Raw genomic sequence first — 23,205 nt, 5'->3', positions numbered from 1 at the left:
GAGTGGCCAAAGGGAGCAGACTGTAAATCTGCCGGCACTGCCTTCGATGGTTCGAATCCGTCCCCCTCCACCATATTGAAGAAGCCAGCTCATTGAGCTGGCTTTTTTCGTTTCAGGATCTTGATAGCATAGTCCTACTACAACGAACCTTTCACTCCTAACCGAAACTCTTCTCGATTGAATACCTATCACAGTAAATAAGTGATCAGAAATAGCGTAGGGAAAATGCTTGAGAACAAGGCGCAATTTTTCGATAAGTAGTTATTCTACAATCAAAAATTGCAACGTAGTTATCGAGTATTTTAACAAGCTAGAATGACCAGTTATTTACTACGATTGGTATAACCTATACTCAATCTCACTAAAGCAACCAACCCCATGTGAAACTCCACAAACAAAAGGCTGAGGAGCAGATCTTTACCCTACAAACAATGTACTAGCTATTTTGATTTTGTTAGTTCGTATGGCCTTAATATAAATGTTCAATATAACTAGGAAAACACTTGAGTACTTACTAGAAAAAGTGGGCTCGCAAAATTACCAAACGGACTCAATTAGTGATGTTTGTATAAAAACACGTACAAGAAATATAAATGATAGATACAAAAAATCCCGCAGGGGATGCGGGATTTTTACTAGTGACTAAATTGGTTTAAAGGTGACTAGCCTTGAATGCCAACGATTAACCATGGCGCATTAGGCGCAGTCAAGTCACGCTCTAGGTGCCAGATATCTTCGATTTCTTCTTCAACACCTTCTACTGTGTCACGGTAACGACCGCTAAACTGCAGACTAAGCTGTGCTTTATTTGCATCGTAATCAGCACGGACGATCTCCGCATCAACGTACATTACGTCAGTATGCTGCTCACCGTCGAGCTTCGCGCGCTCTGCTTTTAGGTCTTCAAACAAGCTTGGAGAAACATATTCTTCAATAGTTTCTAGCTGGTTGTGATTCCACGCACCTTGCAGGATTCGATAGTGTTCACGAGAACCATTAATGAACGCTGCTTGGTCAAAACCCGGTGGGTAGTTATGTGGTACGTCTGTTTGAGCGCCAAAACCACCAAAGCCACCATTATTTGTGTTTGGTTGTTGCTCAAAGTTTTGCATGTTTGGTTGCTCAAACTTAGATGCGTTGCCACCAAATGCAGGCTGTTGACGATGCTGGTTCATACTGCCCTGCTTCGCACCTAGCATACCGCGCATTAGTTTAAAGATGACAAAGGCAATCAAACCAATAATTAGGATATCCATAAACTGGATACCTTCAAAAGCACCGCCAAAGAATGCAGCAAGTAGACCACCAGCAAGAAGTCCGCCTAGCAGACCCCCCATAAGGCCTTTCTTACTTGAAGACTTTGTCGTCTGATCTTTGCCGACCGTATTGGTGTTTTGTTGCTGTTGTTTCGGTGCTGGTGCAGTTTTGTAGCTCTTACCGAAAGACTTACTGCCACCAAACTTCTTCGCTTCCGCGATAGGCGTTACAGCAACAGTAAACATCAATAAAGCAACAATAGAAAATAAACGTTTCATCGTTATCCTTAAAGTTAGCTATCTAAGATAGTGCCCCATTTTCAAGACGAAACAATCGTTGTTTCAAACAGTAGCACGCCAAAGATGATTTTTAAGTCATCATACTCTGTATACCGATTGATGAAAATAGCTTATAGAAGCTGACATGTATCAGAATATTGCCAAAAATGCAGACTGCTCACACTGCTTACAATTCACCTGAAGGCGCTTGATCAATGTAAAAAAAAGTATGGAATAAGTTCACTAATACTCCAGATTGTTTTACTTGAATTAGAATCAGTGACACAGCTCAGAATCCTACACCTTGAGGGCACTTGGACACATTGCCTTGTTGACGGTTAATAGGTAGCTGACTATCATATTGAACGATGTTCAATAAAGTAGTTTGAGAGTATGGCGCGCAGAAACGATCACACCCGAGAAGAGTTAGTGAATTTGACCTTAACAACGGTCAAAAACTTTTTAGATGAGAATTCTTACCACGAACTCAGTCTTCGTAAAATCGCTAACATGATTGGTTACGTGCCAAGCACATTGGTAAATGTTTTTGGTAATTATAATTTGCTACTGCTTCATGTTGTCGCTCAAACTTTAGATGAGTTATCTCAAGAAGCACGCAAAGCGACTAATGACAGCAAAGACTCCCATCAAGCGCTTTTTGAACTCGCTTATTGTTACCACGATTTTGCTCAAAAACACCCATACCGTTGGCAGTTAGTGTTCGAACACAACATGAATGGAGCAGAACTTCCGGAATGGCATGCCAAACGTATCGATGGTATGACGGGAATGCTAGAGTCACTATTGGCTCAAATCGCACCACTTCGTACTGAATCCGAAGTGATTCAAGCGAGTCGAGTCCTTTGGTCTGGCGTACATGGCATTACTTTACTCAGTGTTGATGATAAGTTTTTCTCTAGTGAACCGATTGATGGCAAAGAATTGATCAGTAATCTTCTTTCTAACTACCTCACGAACTGGTAAGAAAGGATTATCCATGTCATCCGACAGACAGCCGTCCTTACTTACGCAGAGAAAGTTCCTGCCCTATTTCATTACTCAGTTTTTTGGCGCTTTCAACGACAATATTTTTAAAAACGTTTTGCTGTTGTTTGTCGCATTCGCTGGCTCCAGTGCACTACCTATTTCGAGCAATTTGTTCATCAACCTTGCGGCAGGCTTGTTCATTCTACCGTTCTTTTTGTTCTCTGCTTCCGCTGGCGTATTAGCCGACAAATATGAAAAGTCATGGTTTATTCGTAAGGTTAAACTATTTGAAATAGCCATCATGCTCTTGGGTGCCATCGGATTCATAACCGAAAGTTATGGTGTGCTTTTATTGCTACTGTTTTTAATGGGCACACAGTCAGCATTTTTTGGCCCAGTTAAATATGCCCTTTTGCCTCAAAAGTTAAATGCTAAAGAGTTAGTGCCCGGCAACGCTCTTGTTGAAGCTGGTACCTTTATCGCCATCCTTATTGGCACCTTAGGCGCTGGGATTATAGCCTCTGCAGACAACGCAAAATACCTTGCCGCATTTTGTGTCGTGATCTTCGCATTGTTAGGCTACTTGTCGAGCCGCTCAATCCCCTTTGCTGCAGCCAGCGCGCCCAATCTCTCTTTTCGTTGGCAACCATACAAGCAAACCAAACACACGCTCTCTATCGCCAAATCCGATCGAGTTGTTTTTCAATGCATAATGGCAATAAGCTGGTTTTGGTTTTTAGGCGCCGCATATCTAACACAATTTCCGAATTTCACTAAGATTTACCTAAATGGCACCGAGAGTGCGGTGTCTTTCTTGCTCGCTCTATTTTCCATTGGTATCGCGCTAGGGTCGCTACTTTGCAATTGGATCTCAAACCATCGTATCGAAGTCGGTATTGTGCCAATTGGTGCCTTTGGCATTACGGTATTTGGGTACCTAATGGCCACTTCCATTCCCAATGATCTACCTACTTTCCATAACTTTGTAGACTTCTTTAGATATGAGCCTTTTTGGCCATTATTTTTCTACCTATTGATGATTGGCGCTTCGGGCGGTTTGTTTATCGTGCCTCTTTACGCATTAATGCAGCATCGAGCAAAGGAAACCGAACGTGCTCAAGTCATCGCAGGGCTCAACATTTTTAACTCTCTGTTTATGGTCGGCAGCGCTGTCTTAGGTATTGTGTGCCTAAGTGTAATCAAGATGACAATTCCTCAACTGTTTGCATTGTTAGCCATTTTAAATTTCTTAGTCGCCGCTTACATCTTTTTGCAAATTCCTATTTTTGTTGTTCGCTTTGTCATGTGGATGCTTACGCACACCATCTATCGAGTTAAGCATAAGAATCTATACAACCTACCCGAGCATGGTGGGGCATTAATTGTATGTAATCATGTAAGCTACATGGATGCATTGCTACTTAGTGCAGTATGCCCAAGGTTGATTCGTTTTGTGATGGAGGAAGATTACGCCAACCTACCTCCTTTAAGGCGCTTTTTACGTCGAACTGGGGTAATTCCAATTTCAGCGAGTAACAGAAGCTCTATCAGACGTGCATTTAACGATGTGGAAGCCGCGCTAAGCGAAGGTCATATCGTCTGTATTTTCCCTGAAGGAAGATTAACTTCAGATGGTGAAATGAATGAATTCATGCGCGGCATTGATATCATTCTACGTCGTAGCCCAGTTCCTGTCATACCTGTTGCACTTAAAGGATTATGGGGAAGCTATTTCAGCCGCGCAAAAGGTCGCGCATGCTGTGGCTTACCGACTCGATTTTGGTCAAAGCTAGAAATTGAGGCAGGACAACCGGTGCCACCAAACGAGGCAACGGCAAAAACAATGTTCGATAAAGTGCATCAACTCAGAGGCGACTGGCGATAAAATACGCTTGAACACATGTTTAGAATAACTGAACATGTGTTCAAATCATTAAGACAAACTGACCACACCCAGTGCGATATACTCTCCCTTTCATTCACAACAGCGAATAAAAACCTTGAATAGAAACTACCTCCTGTTTGGATTGGCGTTACTTTTTTGTCTAACCCCTCTTGCCTCCTCTCCCATTGCTCTAGTTATCGGTTTTCTACTCGCAAGTTTTGGTTTTGTGCCTTCCGAGCTGCCCATCGCTTCTTTTACTAAAAAGCTGCTGTCTTACTCGATTATTGGCTTAGGCTTTGGCATCAACTTCGAGCAAGCGCTTGCAGTCACATCGGATGGTATCGGCCTGATCATCGCCACTATTACAGGCACACTGATCATGGGTACTCTCATTGCCAGGGTACTTAAATTGGAGCGAGTAACCGCTTACTTAATCTCATCAGGTACTGCAATTTGTGGTGGTAGCGCAATTGCTGCTGTGGCACCGGCGATTAAAGCGAAAGACGAGCAGATTGGATTAGCACTGGCAACGGTATTTGTCCTGAACTCCATTGCACTCTTTGTGTTTCCTGTGATTGGACATGCTTTAGGGCTAGATCAACACACGTTTGGCACATGGGCTGCGATTGCCATTCATGACACATCTTCTGTTGTCGGGGCTGCCTCGGCCTATGGGGAAGAAGCGCTAACTACGGCAACAACATTGAAACTCGCGCGCGCTTTATGGATCATTCCTGTTGCTTTGATCAGTGCCGTCATCTTTTCAAGAGGCCAAAAAGAGAATGGAAAGAAAAAACTAGCTATCCCTTATTTCATTTTTTGGTACTGTGCAGCTATCGCATTTAGCGACTTCTTTCCTCAATTTGAAATGGTCTATCACGGCATTTTCATTGGAGCAAAGCAAGCGTTGGTTGTATGTCTGTTCTTGATAGGTTGTAGCATTTCAATTTCAAAACTAAAGTCTGCTGGAGCTAAGCCACTGTTGTTTGGTGTGACTCTGTGGGTGTTAATTTCGACCACTTCTCTAAGTTGGTTACTGTTTTAGATATTGGTGGTCTGCTTATCGCGTTGAGGGGACGGTATTTCCCGTTTGCTATTTTTGTATATAACGACCAACGCAATAGCGATCAAAAATGCCGTTAGCTCTGCAAGAGAGCGGGCTAGCCCTTCACTACTTATCGCGATACCAATTTGTAGTGCTACTGCCGCAATTAAAACTAGCTTTGCCATCCTGAACCTTATGCATTTTCTCTCCACGAAGAAGCATAATTATGATTCAGAGTTATAAAGATACGAAATTCTCTTTATGACTAATACATAGCAAAATTGACTAATGCTGAAGTGATGACAGTAGCCACTCTTTCACGGCCTTACGTGAAATTTTGATCCCACCTTCTAGTAGAGTTAGTGGCATTACATGGTATTCCACTGGCCATTTAAACTTCTCTAACTTTGATTGCAAGTGCTGGTCATACTCCGACTTGCTGCGCAATCCATTGGTCTGAATCACAGCTACTGGTCTATGACCAAACTCCGAGTCTTCGACTGGAACCACTATACTCTGCACTACACCATCAATTTGGTTCAAAGCGGCTTCAATCTCTTCACAATGGATATTCTCACCACCAGAGATAAACTGATTGTCGGCACGGCCGATTATCTTTAATTCATCACCTTGCCACTCGCCAAGATCCTTGCTGTCAAACCAGCCTTTCTCATCCAGAAATGGGGTAACATGTCCTTGATGGAAATACCCTGCCGCTAATGTCTTACCGCCAATAAAAATGCGTTGGTCAACTAATTTTATCTTACGGTGCTTCAATACATGTCCAGCATTACTGGTGCTGTCAATTCTCTTTGCGGTAACGGTAGAGGCCGCCTCCGTCATCCCATAACCTAACCATGTCTCAATGCCTTGCCCTGTTGCTCGTAGTGCCAACTCGTGATCAACGTGGCTGCCGCCCAGTAGCACATGTGTCAATGACAAATGTGCATCATCATCCAATAACCGTTTGAGCTGAGTCGCAACCAAAGAAGCGTGTGATACGCCCTGAACATCATCAACAAGTTTCCCTGAACCGACTTTTAGTGTTGCTCCGACATATAGCCAACGATAGACAATCGCCAATCCAGAGACGTGATACAACGGAAGCGATAATAGCCAAGCATCTTGCTGAGTGAAAATGAACTCCTGCAACAAGCCCTCTGCAGACGCAAGATGCTGTCGATGTGTATGAACCACAGCTTTAGGCTCCCCTGTAGAGCCAGAAGTAAATACTACTGAAGCGAGCCGGTCATGATGATAGCTATCTTCAGTCAACGAATCACTCTCTTGCTGTGATACTGCAGGCGGCGAAAGCAATGTTGCCTTGAGTTTTTGTATATCATGTTCAGAAAAGGTCGAAGCGCACTCCTGAGAAAACCAGATAAACCGAGTTTGATCAGGCCTGTAAAGTGTAGCAAGCTTACCCTGCAACTTATCTAGTGGTTGTTCCATGGTCAGCGCAGCGAGCGCACCTAACTGTTTGGAGGCAAGATAAAACAACAGTGTTTCTACTTGGTTCTTGCCAACCAAAGTCAGCACATCCCCCCGAGTTACACCCAAGTCATTCAAATAGTGAGTGTATTGGTCAATACGCTTCGAGAGTTGTTGCCAGTTTAATACTTCTGTTGATGTCTTGAGTGCAATAGAAAAAGGGCTCGTTTGAGCCCAATATTTCCATGGTGCCTTCGCAATATTGTCTACGCAGAATGCCACACAATCTCCTGGTCTTTTAGAGGAAGAGCGGGAAGTTCACACTTAGGCCAGCCCTGCTCTAGCTGAGCTTTGAGTAAGCCAATCGTATCCAAACCTGGAACTTCATCAGGCAGCTGCCATTGGGCAAAGCGCGCTAATTGAGTTAAACCGAGACTGGATTCAATGCTCGAGCTAATCACTGCTTTCATCCCCAGTGACTTCGCTTTCTCTATCAGTGTAATACAAAAATCCACTGAACCAATGAGTGTGGGTTTGATGATGATCGTTTTCACACCAGTTAGATCTTCAAGACGGAAATCTTCACGACGAACCGCATCTTGCAATGTTTCATCCCAAGCGATAGCAATACCAGTATTAATCGCAAAAGAGAGACTATCGCCAGGAGAGCGGCACGGCTCTTCTAGAAACGTGATTCGTTGACGCAGAGACGGGGCAATGTACTTAGCGAACTGCTGCGCTTTTTCTGGTGTCCAAGCGCGATTGGCATCGAGTCGAAGTGTTAATTGAGGGATTGATTCAAGAAAAAGGTTCACAAGCATGCCATCGCGAATTGGCTCATAAAGTCCAACTTTCACCTTAGCGACTTTCTCACCTTCCATTTCGTTCAGCTTTGGAATGAGCTCATCTGGGTCGCCAGTGCATAGTGGCGCTGTTTGGTATTTACCTTGTTGTGGTAAGCCACCAGCTAATTCAAGCTGTGCCATCGATAAACCAAACGCAACCGACGGGTACATATTGGCATAATCCACATCCAACTCTGCTACCCAACGTTCCGCCTGTTCTTGTAGTTGAACACCCGCATCTTCGGTGCTCTCTAAGCTAAAACCAGGAAGAGGAGCGACTTCTCCAAGCCCTGTTTTACCATCTTCGGAAAGCGCAACAACATAACCAACACGTTCAGTTAGCTTATTGTCACGTAAGATGACACCACTATCCATGGGCAAGCTATAACGATAAATTTTCGCTTCACGCATAATTCAAGTCCTATGTAATGCCTTATATTTGAGCGTTCTGACGAGCAATCCCACCAGCCTCCCAGAGGGCGAGGCGCTCAGGAAAAAAGGAACAGAGGAGCTAACACGCTCCTCATTTAGACGGATTATGGGTTGCGAGGGAACTTGTCGAAGTCTGGGCGACGCTTCTCGTTAAAGGCATTGCGACCTTCTTGGCCTTCATCAGTCATGTAGAACATCATCGTTGCGTTACCCGCTAGCTCTTGCAGGCCCGCTTGACCATCACAATCTGCGTTTAATGCAGCTTTCAGGCAGCGCAATGCCATTGGGCTGTGCTGTAGTACTTCACGACACCAACGAACGGTTTCTTTCTCTAGATCCGCTAGTGGTACAACTGTGTTTACTAGGCCCATGTCTACCGCTTCTTGAGCATTGTAGAAACGACATAGGAACCAAATTTCGCGAGCTTTCTTTTGGCCTACGATGCGAGCCATGTAAGATGCACCCCAACCGCCATCAAATGAACCCACTTTAGGGCCTGTTTGACCAAATTGAGCGTTGTCAGCTGCAATCGTTAGGTCACACATCATGTGCAGAACGTGACCACCGCCAACAGCCCAACCCGCTACCGATGCGATAACTGGTTTTGGACAAGTACGAATATCGCGCTGGAAGTCCAATACGTTTAGGTGGTGCGTACCTTGGTCGTCTTTATAGCCGCCATAGTCGCCACGGATCTTCTGGTCGCCGCCAGAACAGAATGCGTCTTCACCTAGACCTGTCAGAATGATCACGCCAACACCAGAGTCGTAACGCGCATCTGCCAACGCATCAATCATCTCTTTTACCGTTTGAGGACGAAACGCGTTACGCACTTGAGGACGCGCAATGGTGATTTTCGCGATACCATCTTCAGACTTATGGTAATGAATGTCCTCGTATTTCTCGCCGCAATCTTTCCATTGAACCGGAGCGTAAAGTTCTTCTTCAGAAATGCCTACTGTTTTAGCCATGGTGATTCCCATTGTTCTCGTTACTCTCACCAAAGTGAGACTGAATTATTTGCTTGGTATGTATCGCAAACTGTTTGGGCTGCTCTTGATGGACGTTATGACCAGCGCCTTCAACTTGTCGATACGCCAACCCGCTATGTTGTGCCAGTTGGCTAAATTTTTGGTCTTTCTCACCACACAAGTAATACACTGGTATGTTCTGCTTTTGCAGTAAGGGCAACAAATATGCCTGTTTGGCTAACGATGTCGCCATCAACATATTCGCCACCGCTGAGCCAAGATTATCACTTCGCTTCGCAATGAATGTTTGTCTTTGCTCATGGTTTAGTGAAGAAAACACCGCTTGTTGGTACCAATCGTTCAAAACACGTTCAAGTGGTTCAGTTTTGAAACGCATTGCCCAGCGAGCATCATTCTCTAATCTCACCTGTTTCTCTGACTCAGTTTGAAGCCCGAAGTTTCCCCCTTCAACAATCGCGCCCGCAATATTGAGATCTGGAAAGCATTGATGGGCAATACCATGCATCGCAATGCGGCCGCCCATAGAGTAACCAATCAAAATAAGTGGTTGTTGTGAGGGAAATAATAAAAATAGTGTGGAACCAAGAAGTTTGCAGCAATCATTCAGATCGCTGCAAGAAATAGATTGGCTGTGCCCATGACCAGGGAGGTCAACCGTAACACGTTCATACTCGGGTAACGCGTTGATACACGCTTGCCAATCTTCACCGCTACCAAGCAAGCCATGCAAAAACACCAAAGTGGGCAACGTTCTACTTTGGTGTTTTTCTAATACAGGGAAACGTTCAAAGTAAAGCATTCAGACTCTTATTAAATGCCTTGAGTGTCTCAGCAGCTTGATTAGGTGGGGTTTGAACCTCGACCAGCAACGTTCCTTGGCGGTGACATAAATGCTCTTTTACAGATGATTGGAATTGCTCCAGTGTAGAAACATGCAAATACGCCAAACCAAACTGCTTTGCCGCGTGTTCAAACTGATAACCATGAGGCATTTGATAATATGTCGTCCTGCGCTCTGGTGGTACTGGCAACATATCAAAAATCGCACCGCCGTCATTATTAGTAACAACAAGTACCGCCGGCAGTTTATTGTGAGAAAATAGCGCCAGAGAATTGAGATCATAAAGTGCTGCTGTGTCACCGATATACATTAGTAACGGATTACCTCTTGCCCGTTGCACGCCTGATGCCGCAGCAAACAAACCGTCAATCCCTGATGCTCCTCGATTAGTGAAAACCTCTACACCATCCAATTTTCCGTACATATCAACAAGCCGAACAAACAAGCTATTACCCAAGAAAACATCTACGTTCTTTGTGCGCTCGTTGATGTCTGCTGCCAACGCAATTTCGTCAATGGCAGACGCTGAATCAGATAGGAAGGCTTCTTCGATACGTTGATGAACTCGCTTAACGTCATTCGCTAACCTATCAGCCCACCCAGCAAATATTGACTTCTCAAAACTAATGCGAGAAACCCACGTTTTAGGAGGCTCAACCCAGTGCATTTGCGCCAGATGATTTTGGTTATTCCGGTCCATACAAGGTGAGACATACCAATACTGAACGTCTTTACTTTGTTGATTTTTCGATACTTGTTTATCAATCCATTGGTTCAAACGTTTGGAGATGATTCGGCTACCAAATTGGATAATAAGTTCACAAGATTCAAGCTCGTTTGCGAACTCGGGAAGTTGAAGCCATACATCGTAATACGCCCAATCCGAACTGAGACCACTTTGCGGGTCTGCAAGTACTGGCCATCCCATCTTTTGTGCAAATGCCTGCGCCGACTTCGCTTGTTCAAGCGGTAAGCTGCCAATCACAACCAAGCCTTTTTTGTCTGAAAAAGGCGGGATGTTCGCCTGTGACAAATGGCTAAAACGCTGAGTATAAGTGCCGCTTCCTTTTCGCCATCCGGCGACCGAATCTAAGTAGGTTTGATAATCCGCTTTTGCGCCGTTGGAATACAAAGGCTCTGGAAATGCACAATTAATATGAACGGCACTACCCTGCAATTGCTGAGTAAACATCACTTCGTCAACAGAGGTCAGCAACCAGTTAAGCGACGTTGCTAAATTTGGGCTTGGTAAATTCAAACTGGCCGAAACATGATGTGAAAAAATACCCAATTGATTTATCGCTTGGTTTGCACCACAGCCGACAAGTTCTACTGGACGATCTGCTGTCAGCAGCACCAGTTTTTCACCAGTAAGTTTGGCTTCGGCAACCGACGGTAATAAGTTCGCCACTGCCGTACCAGAGGTAACGATAATTGCCACGGGTTCCTGAGTAGCTTTCGCTAAACCAAGAGCCATAAAGCCCAGTCCACGCTCATCAAAATGAGTATGAATGGAAAAGTCGGACTGTTCTGCCGCTTCTAAAGTTAAAGGCGTAGAACGAGATCCGGGAGCGATACAAACATGCTTAACGCCAAATCGCTGAAGCTCAATCAATATGGTTTCTGACCAAACTCGATTGAGCACCGCTTGGTCATGACTCATGATGCGACTCCCAATGGCGGATGATCAGAAATCAGCGTAAGTAACGTCGACATTTTCTTATCAAGTTCTGCCCACTCATGTTCTGCAATGGAGCCTGGAACAATCCCTGCGCCCGCAAACAGTTGTACTTGCTCACCGAGCACAAGCGCACTTCTGATTGCGACACAAAACTCTGCACGCTCATGGCTAATGTAACCCATAGAGCCTGCATACCAGCCGCGTGCAAACGGCTCATTATCAAGAATAAACTGCATGGACTCTTGTCGGGGTAAGCCAGCAACCGCCGCTGTTGGCTGAAGCGCCGATAACAACTGAACACCATTTATCCCCGCTCTTAGACTAGCGTGAATATTTCGCTTAAGGTGCTGCACTTTTCGTAGTCTGACCAAACTCGGTTCAGCTTCCACTTCAACCATTTCAGAATGCGGTGATAGACGGTCAATGATGTCGTCCACCACATACTGGTTTTCGTTGAGGTTCTTTTGGTCTTGGGATAACCAATTCGCCAACTCCATATCTTGAGTGGCATTGTCTCCCCGACCAATCGTACCTGCTAACGCTTCGGTATGTAGCTCATGCCCTACTCGAGAATACAAACGTTCTGGCGTAGACCCCATAAAACTGTGCTTACTGTCTAAGCTCAGCATAAAATGGAAGCTATGATGGTTATTTAAGTAACTTGCTTTAAGTAGCTGTGCAGCACTTAATGTGTTATCAAGCTGCACGGTAGAGCGACGCGCTAAAACCACTTTCTTAAAATCATCATTCTCTATACCAGTCAGAACCTTATGAACTAACTCATTCCATTGAGGCTGACTTGGCGTATGAACAATAGAGCGGATGTGAGACGAAATTGGAGCTAAGGTTGCGACCTCACAAACCAGTTTATTCAACCCAGCTAGAGTTCGCGCTTTGTCTTCTGAAATATTAACTGCGAGAGACCACTGTTGGTCAAAACGAATTAACTCAATTTGAGGCAAAAAGAAAAAAGAAGGCATACAGCGACGATTCTTCTCATGCTGTCCATCAAAAGAGCGCCCGCCCCAGACTCTTTGCCCTTCACCTAGAATGGTATAAGCAGGACCTGGCTCAACAAAAGCGTGCAATTGCCCTAGTGCAACGACCTCTTCACGTGTATCGCGGGACTGCCAATAAAACTTAGGGAAAAGTGGTTGTGCATCAAGCCAATCAATAAATGAGAAATTAGGTTTCTCGCTAAGGGGCTCGACCAGACGTGTTTGATTGCCTTCCGATTGCTGAACTCGCTCGATAATTCTCTTTACGGCTTGATGGAACTGTGACAAATCAACCTCGTTGTATGTGAGGATAAATGGTAACTGACGGCTACTCTAAGTTTAGACCCAAAGCAAATCAAGGTCGTATGCGATCTTTTGCAAAATCCTGTGATAGCAAGCGAGCAAAACTTAACCAGCAGACAGATTATTTACAGATATATATTCTAATAAAAAATAAATTATTGTATTTTAATAAAGAAATTAACGAATTTTTAGGAATTAAACAATGCAAAATATCGGGATGTCGTCAAAACTCGACAATGTCTGCTACGACATTAGGGGTCCTGTACTCAAACATGCTAAGCGCATGGAGGAAGAAGGGCATAAAATCCTAAAGCTAAACATTGGTAACCCTGCCCCATTTGGTTTTGACGCCCCTGATGAGATTTTAGTCGACGTGATTCGTAATCTGCCGACTTCTCAAGGCTATTGTGATTCCAAAGGTATTTACTCTGCTCGTAAAGCTGTGGTCCAACACTATCAGCGTAAAGGTATACGCTCGCTAGATGTCGAAGATGTGTATGTAGGTAACGGCGTGTCTGAGTTGATCGTAATGGCCATGCAAGCGCTATTAAACAATGGCGACGAAATGCTGATCCCAGCACCAGACTATCCGTTATGGACAGCTTCAGTTGCACTATCTGGTGGTAAGCCGGTTCATTATCTATGTGATGAAGAGGCTGACTGGTACCCAGACCTTGAAGACATCAAAAAGAAAATCACACCAAAGACACGTGGCATTGTTCTGATCAACCCGAACAACCCGACAGGTGCGGTATACAGCCGTGACTTCCTACTTGAAGTGATTGAGATAGCACGCCAGCACAAACTGATCATCTTCGCAGATGAGATCTACGACAAAGTGTTGTACGACGGTGCAACACATACCTCAGTCGCCACACTCACTGAAGACGTGCTAGTCATGACATTCAATGGCCTTTCAAAAGCCTACCGTGTTTGTGGTTTCCGTGGTGGCTGGATGTTCCTAACGGGGCCTAAACATCTGGCTCAAGGGTACGTGAATGGCTTGGAGCTGCTTTCATCGATGCGTTTATGCGCAAACGTACCAATGCAGCATGCGATTCAAACCGCGTTAGGTGGATACCAGAGTATTAATGAACTGATTTTACCTGGCGGACGCTTATTAGAGCAGCGCAACCGAGCGTATGAACTGATCAATCAGATTCCTGGTGTTTCTTGTGTCAAACCTAAGGGTGCGATGTACCTCTTCCCGAAAATCGACACTAAAATGTACAACATCAAGAACGATCAGCAGATGGTTTTAGATTTCTTAAAACAAGAGAAGGTCTTACTGGTGCAAGGTTCTGGTTTTAACTGGCCAAAACCAGACCACTTCCGCATCGTGACACTACCGCACGTTGAAGATCTAGAAATCGCCATTGGACGTTTTGAAAGATTCCTATCAACCTACAGCCAGTAATGAATCACTGGTAGTAATTAGTGCTGATCTCTCATATGCTTAGAGGAACTCCTAGTGAGTTCCTTTTTTACACCAGAAACGGAGAAAGCCATGAAAGAAAGCCATTTTTTCGCCCACCTGGCTCGAATGAAGCTGATCCAACGCTGGCCTTTAATGCGGTCCGTCTCACCAGAAAACGTTTCAGAGCATAGCTTACAAGTTGCTTTTGTCGCTCATGCCCTTGCCCTAATTAAAAACAAAAAGTTCGGCGGCAACCTTAATCCAGAGCGCATAGCGATTCTTGCCATGTACCATGATTCCAGTGAAGTATTAACGGGTGATCTTCCAACTCCAGTGAAGTATTACAACCCTGAAATTGCCAAAGAATATAAGAAGATAGAATCGGCAGCGGAGCAAAAATTACTCTCAATGTTACCGGAAGAGTTCCAAGATGACTTTGCCCCCTATCTTCTTTCTCACTCTGCTCACGAAGAGGACGCAAAAATCGTTAAGCAAGCCGATTCCATCTGTGCCTATTTAAAATGTCTCGAAGAACTAAGCGCCGGCAACCATGAGTTCGCTCTGGCAAAAAAACGCTTAGACGTCACTTTGCAAGAACGCAGAACGCCTGAAATGGATTACTTTCTCAATACCTTTGCCCCAAGTTTCGAATTATCGTTAGATGAAATCAGTTAGCTTACGGAGATAATCGTGTCGTTTGAATTACACCCGCAATGGCAAGAGCGCCATGATGATGAGCATAAAATCCGTCGAGACGACCATCGGAGCCCGTACCAACGAGACCGAGCACGCATTCTTCACTCGGCTGCATTTCGACGCCTACAAGCAAAAACCCAAGTACACGGCAATAGCTTGGAAGACTTTCACCGCAGTCGGTTAACGCACTCCTTAGAAGCGTCGCAACTCGGGACCGGTATCGTCGCCCAGTTAAAGAAAAAACAACCAGAGTTCCGTGAACTATTACCATCAGACAGCTTAATTGATTCATTATGTTTGGCTCACGACATCGGGCATCCTCCATACGGTCATGGGGGAGAAGTCGCTCTAAACTACGTAATGCGCGAACATGGCGGCTTCGAGGGGAACGCCCAAACCTTTCGTATCGTCACTAAGTTAGAGCCTTATACCGAGCATTTCGGAATGAATTTATCACGCCGCACACTGCTTGGTTTGATTAAGTACCCTGCCCTCATTAGTCAAACACGCTCCGTCAAGTTGCCTCAACCAGCCGAGCATCAACGTAAACTAAAAGCAAAAGATTGGAGCCCAGCTAAAGGCATTTATGATTGTGATAAAGACTTATTTGATTGGGTAATTGCACCGCTTTCTGACAACGACAAGGCATTGCTTAGTCTGATGCGTTCAACGCCAGAATCGGAGTTTGAACACAGTAAAACGCGTTTTAAATCAATCGATTGCTCAATCATGGAGCTAGCAGATGATATCGCCTACGGTGTTCATGATTTAGAAGATGCAATCGTACTTGGTATGGTGACACGTCAGCAATGGCAAGAAGGCGCAGCAAGTCAATTAGCGGACTGTGGCGACCCGTGGTTTGAAGCTCATATCGATTCCATCGGACAGATGCTATTTAGCGGGAAGCACCATGAGCGGAAAGATGCCATCGGTGGTATGGTTAACGCGCTACTGACCAGCATTTCAATCAAAGCGGTGGATGAGCCGTTTAATAACCCGTTACTGTCTTGGAATGCGTGTTTAGAACCACAGATGGCACGTGCACTTGACGTACTCAAGCACTTTGTCAGCACCTTCGTTATCCAAGTCCCGCAGGTTCAGATCGTTGAGTATAAGGGTCAGCAAATTATTATGGATATTTTTGAAGCGTTAACAGCAGACCCAGAGCGATTACTACCCGTTCATACAAAAGATCTGTGGTGTCAGGCGAAGAGCGAGAGCAATAAGATGAGGGTCATCGCCGATTATATTTCTGCAATGACCGATGGTCACGCGCAAAAGCTACACCGCCAACTTTTCTCTTCCATCGTTCTTTAGTAACACTCAACCTTTCAAGTAATTCTTTTCAAAAACGCCCGGAGGCATCTGGGCGATTTGGAATTCGATCATCTTTTCAAACGCACGCATCAGCGGTGTAAAGTCTCGCTCGGGTTCAAGCAAGCGAAGCGAATGATAACCAGCCTCGACTGTCGATAAGCTATTCTCAGAGGGCGCCTTACGAATGGTGTAGTGCCCTTGTAGTTGCTTAGGCAACTGCACGGTTGGGAGTGGATGTAAGTTGCTTGAGAGTTGCCACATTTTGTACGCTTTTTTCCACGTACCATCGAGCAAAATCAAACGTATTTTCTTAGATACACTATGACTCGCTTGAGTGATTTCAGAAATGCATCGTGACTCTTCTGATGGGTAAAGAACAAAATGTTGATATGACTCATCCGCTAATAAGTGATTTAAGGCATCATCACAAGAAAAGTCCTCTCCTATCAAACAAATACAGTTATCTAAACTCAAATTGAGAATCCGTGCCGTACCAAGCGGACGATGTTCTTCACTCGTGTGCTGAAGAATGATAAGTTCTACCTCGCTTGCCAGCGGTACAATCCATTGGCAAATACACGCTTTTTGCGATTTTCCACAACGAGAACAATAACGAGACATAGAGTGAACCTTTATACCTTGCTGAGTATTATCAGCGTGATCTGTTTGATACTTCAATTTGAACCAATGGCAAGCCTAACCGAGTGGCACAGCTACAATATACGCCATGGTGAATGGTGGCGAATCGTAACAGGAAATCTCACACATACCAACTTTGCGCACTTAGGAATGAACCTCGCCGGATTGTGGATCATTACTTTTATTTTTCGCCCAAGCACTCGTAACTTCCTTATCGTTTTTTCAATCTTATGTGCATGTGTTGGTGCGCTGAATTTGTTTACCAACATGTCGGTATACGTGGGTTTATCCGGCGTATTACACGGATTGTTTGGATTTTGGGCGCTCAGAGAAGTCTTTGAAAGCAGAAGAAGCAGTGTGTTGTTAGTTGGAGGACTAATCGCCAAAGTAGCATGGGAGCAGGTCTATGGCCCATCCAGCAGTACTGCTGAGCTTATCGGTGCAAACGTTGCTATTGATGCTCATATGTTTGGCGCACTCGGTGGGTTAGTAATGGCTTTACTGGAAAAAGGCCTTCGCCGTCGTTTATTCGGATAAAAAATCCCGAACCACGAAAGAGGGGCTGGTTCGGGAAAGCAGTAATAGGGAAACAGATATTGTTCTGAATTCAGACTCAATATCTGCAATACATCAAGCTACAGTAAAATGCGGTCTTCGTTTTTCTTAACTGTCGCTTCACCTATGCCTTTTACGCTCTTCAAATCTGCTGCCGTTTTAAAAGGGCCATGTTCCTCGCGGTAGTCCACTATACTCTGCGCTTTCTTCTCACCTATACCTTTCAACATGGTCGCTATTTCTTCAGCAGTGGCCGTGTTGATATTTACAGTAATTTCAATTCCTTCATATTTGTCAGTGGCTGAATCCGCAGCCATGCTAAAAGGTGCAAAAACAAATAAGCACAATGTCAAAATCCATTTCATATTGAACATACAATCTCCAAAATAGTAGGCTAAAAACAGTCGTCGAGAGCGAGTCACTATCAAGTTTGCAATGGAAAGCAATATGGTTATGCATTTAACAAACTGAGATGACCCGGAATTCACAACGGCCGCTATCACTTAAACGCGCACTAATTTAAGTAATGCCTATTGATGATTGAAGTTCATAAAGACAAAAATAAAACGGACCGCTTATGCGGTCCGTTTTATTCAACATACAAATTACACTAATTGTGCTTAGTTGCTCACAACAAAGTACTCAATGTCAGTATTTGCACGCAGTACGGCTAGTACAGATGATAAATCTTGCTGAGAAGATGCACGCTGCATTTGCATCGCAACTTGATCTTCTAACTCACTATCTAGCTCTGCGTTTACAGCATCAAGCTCGATGATAATGATGTTACCTTCAAGATCTTTAGACTGACCGTATACTGGTTTACCATCGACTGGTTTTGCCATCGCGAATACCGTTGTTGCCAACGGAGAACGACGATCTACTGTCTCTTGTTCACCAAAGGCAAGATTGTTTTCAGCAAGCTCGTTCGTCTTACCTTCTTTCAATGCCGCAACGACTTGTGTTCCAAGTTCCATCGCTTCTTGCTCACCTTTAACACGAGATAGCTCTGCAACAACCTGATCTTTCACTTCTTCTAGTGGAAGAACTGTCTCGTCACGCGCATCTTCAACACGAACAACGATAATATGCTCAGGCGCAACTTCGATAGCTTCAGAGTTTAGGCCATCTTCTTTAACTTCAGGGCTTAGGATAGCTTGCATTACCGCAGGGCTACGAAGCACTTCAGGTGCATCAACCTGAGAAATAAAGTCCGTTGTCTTCACTTCTTGGTTAACCGCTTGAGAAGCATCATACAATGAGTCTGGGTATTCAAACGCTACGCGCTCAAGCTCATTTTGCAACTCGTAGAATTGATCGATCGCTTGTTGGTCGACCATCTCTTGTTTGATTTCAGCAGCGACTTCTTCAAATGGCTTCGCCACAGAATCTTTTAGCTCTTCAAGCTTGATAATGTGATAGCCAAAGTCCGACTTTACTAGACCCGACGTATCGCCAGGATTCTTCAGTGCGAATGCCGCTTCTTCAAAAGCAGGGTCCATCACATCACGCTCAATCCAACCTAGGTCACCACCGTTTTCAGCGCTGCCAAAATCGTCAGATTTCTCTTGAGCAAGCGTCGCAAAATCTGCACCCTCGTTTAGCTCATCTAGGATAGCTTGCGCTTTTGCTTCATCGTCCCCTTCTACAAGAATGTGAGCGACACGTCGTTGCTCTTCTGAAGAGTATTTGTTTAAGTGCTCGTCGTAGTACTTTTTCACCTCAGCATCAGAAACATTAACTTGTTCCTTTAGCGCTTCAGCTGACAGTTCGATGTAAGAGACTTTAACCTGCTCTGGGCGTGTAAAGTTGTCTGGGTTTGCTTTGTAGTACTCTTGAATTTCTTCGTCGGTCAATTCAATATTTTTCGCAAACTCCGCTAAGTCGATCTGAATCGTGCGAATATCACGAGTTTGAGTGAACAGCTTGCCTTCTGCTTGTACTTCACCCGGCAGAATAAATTCACTGTTTTGTAGCGCATTCAGCAGTTGCTCACGAACCAATTCACGACGCATGTACTCAGCAAAAGAGTCTGGCGAAAAGCCTGCACGACGCAAAGAAGCTTGATAGATCTCTTGATCAAACTGACCATTAGATTGGAACTGAGGCATGTCTAGAATCATGCTACGCACTTGAGTGTCGCTGATTCGCAGACCCAAAGCTTCAGCTTGTTGGTCAAGCAACACGTCATTGATCATTCGATCTAAAACGGATTTGCGGAAAGATTCAACATATGCAGGGTCAGCCAGCATTTGAGAGAAGTAGTCACCCAACTGAGCTTGCATACGGTTACGCTCATTTTGGTATGCCATCTCGAACTCACCACGAGGAATCTCAGTGTTACCGACTTTCGCTGCAGAGTTGTTGCTACCACCAACGATGTAGCTACCTACACCTGCAAATACGAAAGACAGGATGATAAGTCCAAGGATAATTTTGACCGCGATGCTATTCACGCCTTCGCGTAGTCGATCCATCATAATTTAACTGCTCTCCACAATTGAAGCCTACTGCTTCTATCTAATAGAAATAATGGCGCAATAATATCAGAAAAAGAAATGCGCATCAGTATGATGCGCATAATTTAAGAAAGTTCGGCTCGAAGTTTGTAAATTTTTGTTCGAAACTTATTGTTTGAGCAAAAGTTAAGCAAATGGCCGGTTACAGAAATAACGCCGTGATTAGTTACAAGCGTCTTTCAGTGCTTTACCAGCTTTGAAAGCTGGTACTTTTGCTTCTGCGATTTGGATTTCTTCACCAGTTTTTGGGTTACGACCAGTACGTGCAGCACGAGTACGAACGCTGAATGTACCAAAGCCAACTAGAGCGACTTGATCACCAGATTGAAGAGTTCCGCTTACTGCTTCGATGAATGCATCTAGAGCACGACCCGCTGACGCTTTAGAAATATCTGCATTTTCTGCGATTTGTTCTACTAACTGAGTTTTATTCACTGTAATTTCCCCTTTGTGTCATCTGTGATTATTTTTGTGATGACTTTCGTTCCATTGTTAAGAAAATATGCTCCACCCCTTATTCATCAAGGGCTGGCAGCTATCGAAACTAACTTAGCGCCCAAAAAAAACGCTGACAAGCCTTTTTGGGCTTATCAGCGTAAACTTTTACTTATTTTTGCTACACATCACTATTTTTGAGACTCAAACTCAACGCCCGTCGGGTCTCGCTCTAGTGCGACTTTCAGTACTTCATCAATCCACTGTACAGGGATAACTTCCAGATCCGCGATAACATTATCAGGAATCTCTTCCAAATCACGCTCGTTATCTTTTGGAATTAGCACTGTCTTAATGCCACCACGGTGTGCCGCAAGTAACTTCTCTTTTAGGCCGCCGATAGGTAGAACCTCACCACGCAGTGTGATTTCACCCGTCATCGCTACTTCTGCTTTCACAGGGTTGCCTGTTAGAGAAGAAACCAATGCTGTACACATTGCTGTACCCGCACTTGGGCCATCTTTTGGTGTCGCGCCTTCCGGGACGTGTACGTGAATATCTTTCTTCTCGTAGAAGTCAGTATTAATACCTAGCTTTTCTGCACGAGAGCGAACCACTGTCATTGCTGCTTGGATAGACTCTTGCATCACATCACCAAGAGAACCCGTTTGTGTCAGCTTACCTTTACCTGGCATTGATTGAGTTTCAATCGTTAATAGATCGCCACCCACTTCGGTCCAAGCTAGGCCAGTTACTTGACCAATTCGGTTACTTTCATCCGCTTTACCGTAATCGAAACGTTGAACACCTAAGTACTCTTTTAGGTTGTCCATCGTTACCGTTACTGACTTGATGTCCTTATCCAGCAAGATGTTCTTCACCGCTTTACGGCAGATCTTAGAAATCTCACGCTCTAAGTTACGGACACCCGCTTCACGCGTGTAGTAACGAATGATGCCAATAATCGCAGAATCTTCAATGACGATCTCATCCGCTTTCAAGCCATTACGCTTCACTTGTTTATCAACAAGGTGACGTTTTGCAATGTTCAGCTTCTCGTCTTCGGTGTAACCAGATAAACGAATAACTTCCATACGGTCTAACAATGGACCCGGGATGTTCATCGAGTTCGATGTCGCAACAAACATAACGTCAGAGAGATCGTAATCCACTTCTAGGTAGTGATCGTTGAACGAGTTATTCTGTTCAGGGTCCAGTACTTCTAGTAGAGCCGATGCCGGATCACCACGCATATCTGAAGACATTTTGTCGATTTCGTCCAATAAGAACAGCGGGTTCTTCACACCAACCTTCGACATCTTCTGGATCAATTTGCCTGGTAATGAGCCGATGTAAGTACGACGGTGACCACGAATTTCCGCTTCATCACGCACACCACCCAACGCCATACGAACATACTTACGGCCTGTAGCTGAAGCAATTGAACGACCAAGAGACGTTTTACCTACACCAGGAGGACCAACAAGACAAAGGATAGGACCTTTTAGCTTGTTGATACGGTTTTGAACCGCTAGGTATTCAAGGATACGTTCTTTGACGCGTTCTAGACCGTAGTGATCTTCATTAAGAACCTCTTCTGCTTTCGCTAAGTTTTTCTTAACTTTTGAGCGCTTAGCCCAAGGAACGCTGACCATCCAATCGATGTAGCTACGAACCACTGTTGCTTCAGCAGACATTGGAGACATCATCTTAAGCTTTTGCAGCTCTTGCTCTGTCTTTTCACGTGCCTCTTGAGGCATTTTTGATTCGTCAATCTTCTTCTGTAGCGTTTCGAACTCGTCTGGTGCGTCTTCCATCTCACCAAGTTCTTTCTGAATCGCTTTCATTTGCTCATTCAGATAGTACTCACGCTGAGATTTTTCCATTTGCTTTTTAACGCGACCACGAATTCGTTTTTCAACTTGCAGCAAGTCGATCTCTGATTCCATCTGGCCCATCAGGAATTCCAGACGCTCAGTGACGTCAACAATTTCAAGCACTTGCTGCTTATCCACCAACTTTAACGGCATATGAGCCGCAATGGTATCCGCTAAGCGTGCGGCTTCGTCGATACCATTAAGTGACGTTAGCACTTCTGGTGGAATCTTCTTGTTTAGCTTAATGAACCCTTCAAACTGATTAATCGCGCTGCGAACAATCACTTCTTGCTCACGCTCATCCAATTCTGGCGTAACAACAAATTCAGCTTCTGCTAGGAAGAAGTCACTCTCTTTAAAGTGATTGATTTTTGCTCGCTGCTGGCCTTCGACCAATACTTTTACTGTGCCATCCGGAAGCTTCAAGAGCTGGAGAATGGTGGCTACCGTACCTACGTCAAATAGGTCGTCAACCGTAGGCTCGTCAGTATCCGCTTGCTTTTGTGCCACAAGAAGAACTTGTTTGTTGGTTTCCATCGCCGTTTCTAGACAGCTAATCGATTTCTCACGACCAACAAACAATGGAATAACCATGTGTGGGTAGACCACTACGTCACGTAGAGGTAGTACCGGGATCTCGATACGCTCGGAACGTTCCAAGTTCATATAATTCTCTCTTCCGCTTTCACGTTTAACGTATTACTTAAGGCAGTATATGGGGGCTAATTGTTTGGATTCAATAAGAGAAATAAAAAAAGGAGGTAATTACTTACCT

Annotated in this window: 20 protein-coding genes; 7 read left to right on the top strand and 13 right to left on the bottom strand. The window is 44.5% G+C overall.

Going from position 1 to position 23,205, the window contains the following annotated elements; genetic code table 11:
- Nucleotides 1-662: 662 nt before the first annotated feature.
- Nucleotides 663-1,535: a Tim44 domain-containing protein gene (locus tag R7E38_RS15890; RefSeq protein ID WP_005384268.1), complete on the bottom strand. Its 873-nt coding sequence runs from the start codon at nt 1,533-1,535 to the stop codon at nt 663-665.
- A gap of 393 nt (nt 1,536-1,928) precedes the next feature.
- Between R7E38_RS15890 and R7E38_RS15885 the strand changes: the two genes are divergently transcribed.
- The 3 genes from R7E38_RS15885 (at nt 1,929) to R7E38_RS15875 (ending at nt 5,452) form a co-directional block, all read left to right on the top strand.
- Nucleotides 1,929-2,519 (top strand): TetR/AcrR family transcriptional regulator, encoded by a 591-nt coding sequence (locus tag R7E38_RS15885; protein WP_226083867.1) that lies wholly within the window; start codon nt 1,929-1,931, stop codon nt 2,517-2,519.
- 13 nt (nt 2,520-2,532) lie between these two features.
- The gene (locus tag R7E38_RS15880) at nt 2,533-4,407 is read left to right on the top strand and encodes an MFS transporter (RefSeq protein ID WP_226083866.1); all 1,875 of its coding nucleotides are present in this window, start codon (nt 2,533-2,535) and stop codon (nt 4,405-4,407) included.
- Between the two features lie 115 nt (nt 4,408-4,522).
- The gene (locus tag R7E38_RS15875) at nt 4,523-5,452 is read left to right on the top strand and encodes a YeiH family protein (RefSeq protein ID WP_025766948.1); all 930 of its coding nucleotides are present in this window, start codon (nt 4,523-4,525) and stop codon (nt 5,450-5,452) included.
- On the opposite strand, the gene R7E38_RS15870 is transcribed toward R7E38_RS15875, so the two are convergent.
- From R7E38_RS15870 to R7E38_RS15840, 7 genes are all read right to left on the bottom strand, one after another.
- Nucleotides 5,449-5,637: a hypothetical protein gene (locus tag R7E38_RS15870; RefSeq protein WP_017634658.1), complete on the bottom strand. Its 189-nt coding sequence runs from the start codon at nt 5,635-5,637 to the stop codon at nt 5,449-5,451. The two genes, R7E38_RS15875 and R7E38_RS15870, sit on opposite strands and share 4 nt — an antisense overlap.
- A gap of 100 nt (nt 5,638-5,737) precedes the next feature.
- Nucleotides 5,738-7,165, bottom strand: a complete 1,428-nt coding sequence (gene menE, locus R7E38_RS15865) for an o-succinylbenzoate--CoA ligase (protein ID WP_025766949.1) — start codon at nt 7,163-7,165, stop codon at nt 5,738-5,740.
- Complete coding sequence (gene menC / locus R7E38_RS15860) at nt 7,150-8,139, bottom strand: o-succinylbenzoate synthase (RefSeq protein ID WP_226083865.1); 990 nt, start codon at nt 8,137-8,139, stop codon at nt 7,150-7,152. Before menC ends, menE begins: the two co-directional genes overlap by 16 nt.
- A 125-nt stretch (nt 8,140-8,264) precedes the next feature.
- On the bottom strand, nt 8,265-9,131 hold the full coding sequence (menB, locus tag R7E38_RS15855) for a 1,4-dihydroxy-2-naphthoyl-CoA synthase (RefSeq protein ID WP_005382318.1): 867 nt from the start codon (nt 9,129-9,131) through the stop codon (nt 8,265-8,267).
- Nucleotides 9,124-9,951 (bottom strand): 2-succinyl-6-hydroxy-2,4-cyclohexadiene-1-carboxylate synthase, encoded by an 828-nt coding sequence (gene menH / locus R7E38_RS15850; protein WP_226083864.1) that lies wholly within the window; start codon nt 9,949-9,951, stop codon nt 9,124-9,126. The genes menB and menH overlap by 8 nt, the downstream gene beginning before the upstream one ends.
- Nucleotides 9,938-11,656 carry a 2-succinyl-5-enolpyruvyl-6-hydroxy-3-cyclohexene-1-carboxylic-acid synthase gene (gene menD, locus R7E38_RS15845; protein WP_025766952.1) on the bottom strand — a complete coding sequence of 573 codons (1,719 nt, stop codon included), beginning with the start codon at nt 11,654-11,656 and terminating at the stop codon, nt 9,938-9,940. Before menD ends, menH begins: the two co-directional genes overlap by 14 nt.
- A complete protein-coding gene (locus R7E38_RS15840; protein ID WP_033906881.1) occupies nt 11,653-12,960 on the bottom strand; it encodes an isochorismate synthase MenF in 1,308 nt (435 codons plus the stop codon). The genes menD and R7E38_RS15840 overlap by 4 nt, the downstream gene beginning before the upstream one ends.
- A gap of 217 nt (nt 12,961-13,177) precedes the next feature.
- On the opposite strand from R7E38_RS15840, the gene R7E38_RS15835 reads away from it, so the two are divergent.
- The 3 genes from R7E38_RS15835 (at nt 13,178) to R7E38_RS15825 (ending at nt 16,405) form a co-directional block, all read left to right on the top strand.
- Nucleotides 13,178-14,392, top strand: coding sequence for a pyridoxal phosphate-dependent aminotransferase (locus tag R7E38_RS15835; RefSeq protein WP_005384283.1), 1,215 nt, complete (start codon nt 13,178-13,180; stop codon nt 14,390-14,392).
- 90 nt (nt 14,393-14,482) lie between these two features.
- Nucleotides 14,483-15,067, top strand: coding sequence for a 5'-deoxynucleotidase (gene yfbR / locus R7E38_RS15830; protein WP_025766954.1), 585 nt, complete (start codon nt 14,483-14,485; stop codon nt 15,065-15,067).
- Between the two features lie 15 nt (nt 15,068-15,082).
- Complete coding sequence (locus tag R7E38_RS15825) at nt 15,083-16,405, top strand: anti-phage deoxyguanosine triphosphatase (protein ID WP_213889739.1); 1,323 nt, start codon at nt 15,083-15,085, stop codon at nt 16,403-16,405.
- Between the two features lie 6 nt (nt 16,406-16,411).
- Here R7E38_RS15825 and R7E38_RS15820 read toward each other — a convergent pair whose 3' ends face one another.
- A complete protein-coding gene (locus tag R7E38_RS15820) occupies nt 16,412-17,026 on the bottom strand; it encodes a tRNA-uridine aminocarboxypropyltransferase (protein ID WP_025766956.1) in 615 nt (204 codons plus the stop codon).
- Between the two features lie 3 nt (nt 17,027-17,029).
- Between R7E38_RS15820 and rrtA the strand changes: the two genes are divergently transcribed.
- The gene (gene rrtA, locus R7E38_RS15815; protein ID WP_005382331.1) at nt 17,030-17,581 is read left to right on the top strand and encodes a rhombosortase; all 552 of its coding nucleotides are present in this window, start codon (nt 17,030-17,032) and stop codon (nt 17,579-17,581) included.
- Nucleotides 17,582-17,679: 98 nt separating this feature from the next.
- Here rrtA and R7E38_RS15810 read toward each other — a convergent pair whose 3' ends face one another.
- The 4 genes from R7E38_RS15810 to lon all read right to left on the bottom strand — a co-directional run bounded on the left by R7E38_RS15810 (nt 17,680) and on the right by lon (nt 23,096).
- Entirely contained in the window at nt 17,680-17,964 is a 285-nt protein-coding gene (locus tag R7E38_RS15810; RefSeq protein ID WP_031777211.1) for a ComEA family DNA-binding protein, read from the bottom strand.
- A 255-nt stretch (nt 17,965-18,219) separates the two neighbouring features.
- On the bottom strand, nt 18,220-20,079 hold the full coding sequence (ppiD, locus tag R7E38_RS15805; protein WP_213889741.1) for a peptidylprolyl isomerase: 1,860 nt from the start codon (nt 20,077-20,079) through the stop codon (nt 18,220-18,222).
- Between the two features lie 201 nt (nt 20,080-20,280).
- On the bottom strand, nt 20,281-20,553 hold the full coding sequence (locus R7E38_RS15800) for an HU family DNA-binding protein (protein WP_005382341.1): 273 nt from the start codon (nt 20,551-20,553) through the stop codon (nt 20,281-20,283).
- A 191-nt stretch (nt 20,554-20,744) separates the two neighbouring features.
- Complete coding sequence (lon, locus tag R7E38_RS15795) at nt 20,745-23,096, bottom strand: endopeptidase La (RefSeq protein ID WP_005382343.1); 2,352 nt, start codon at nt 23,094-23,096, stop codon at nt 20,745-20,747.
- Nucleotides 23,097-23,205 lie beyond the last annotated feature (109 nt).

The sequence above is a fragment of the Vibrio sp. Vb2131 genome (assembly GCF_033338535.1).
Classification (GTDB): domain Bacteria; phylum Pseudomonadota; class Gammaproteobacteria; order Enterobacterales; family Vibrionaceae; genus Vibrio; species Vibrio alginolyticus.
This window is presented reverse-complemented; position numbering and strand designations above follow the sequence as displayed.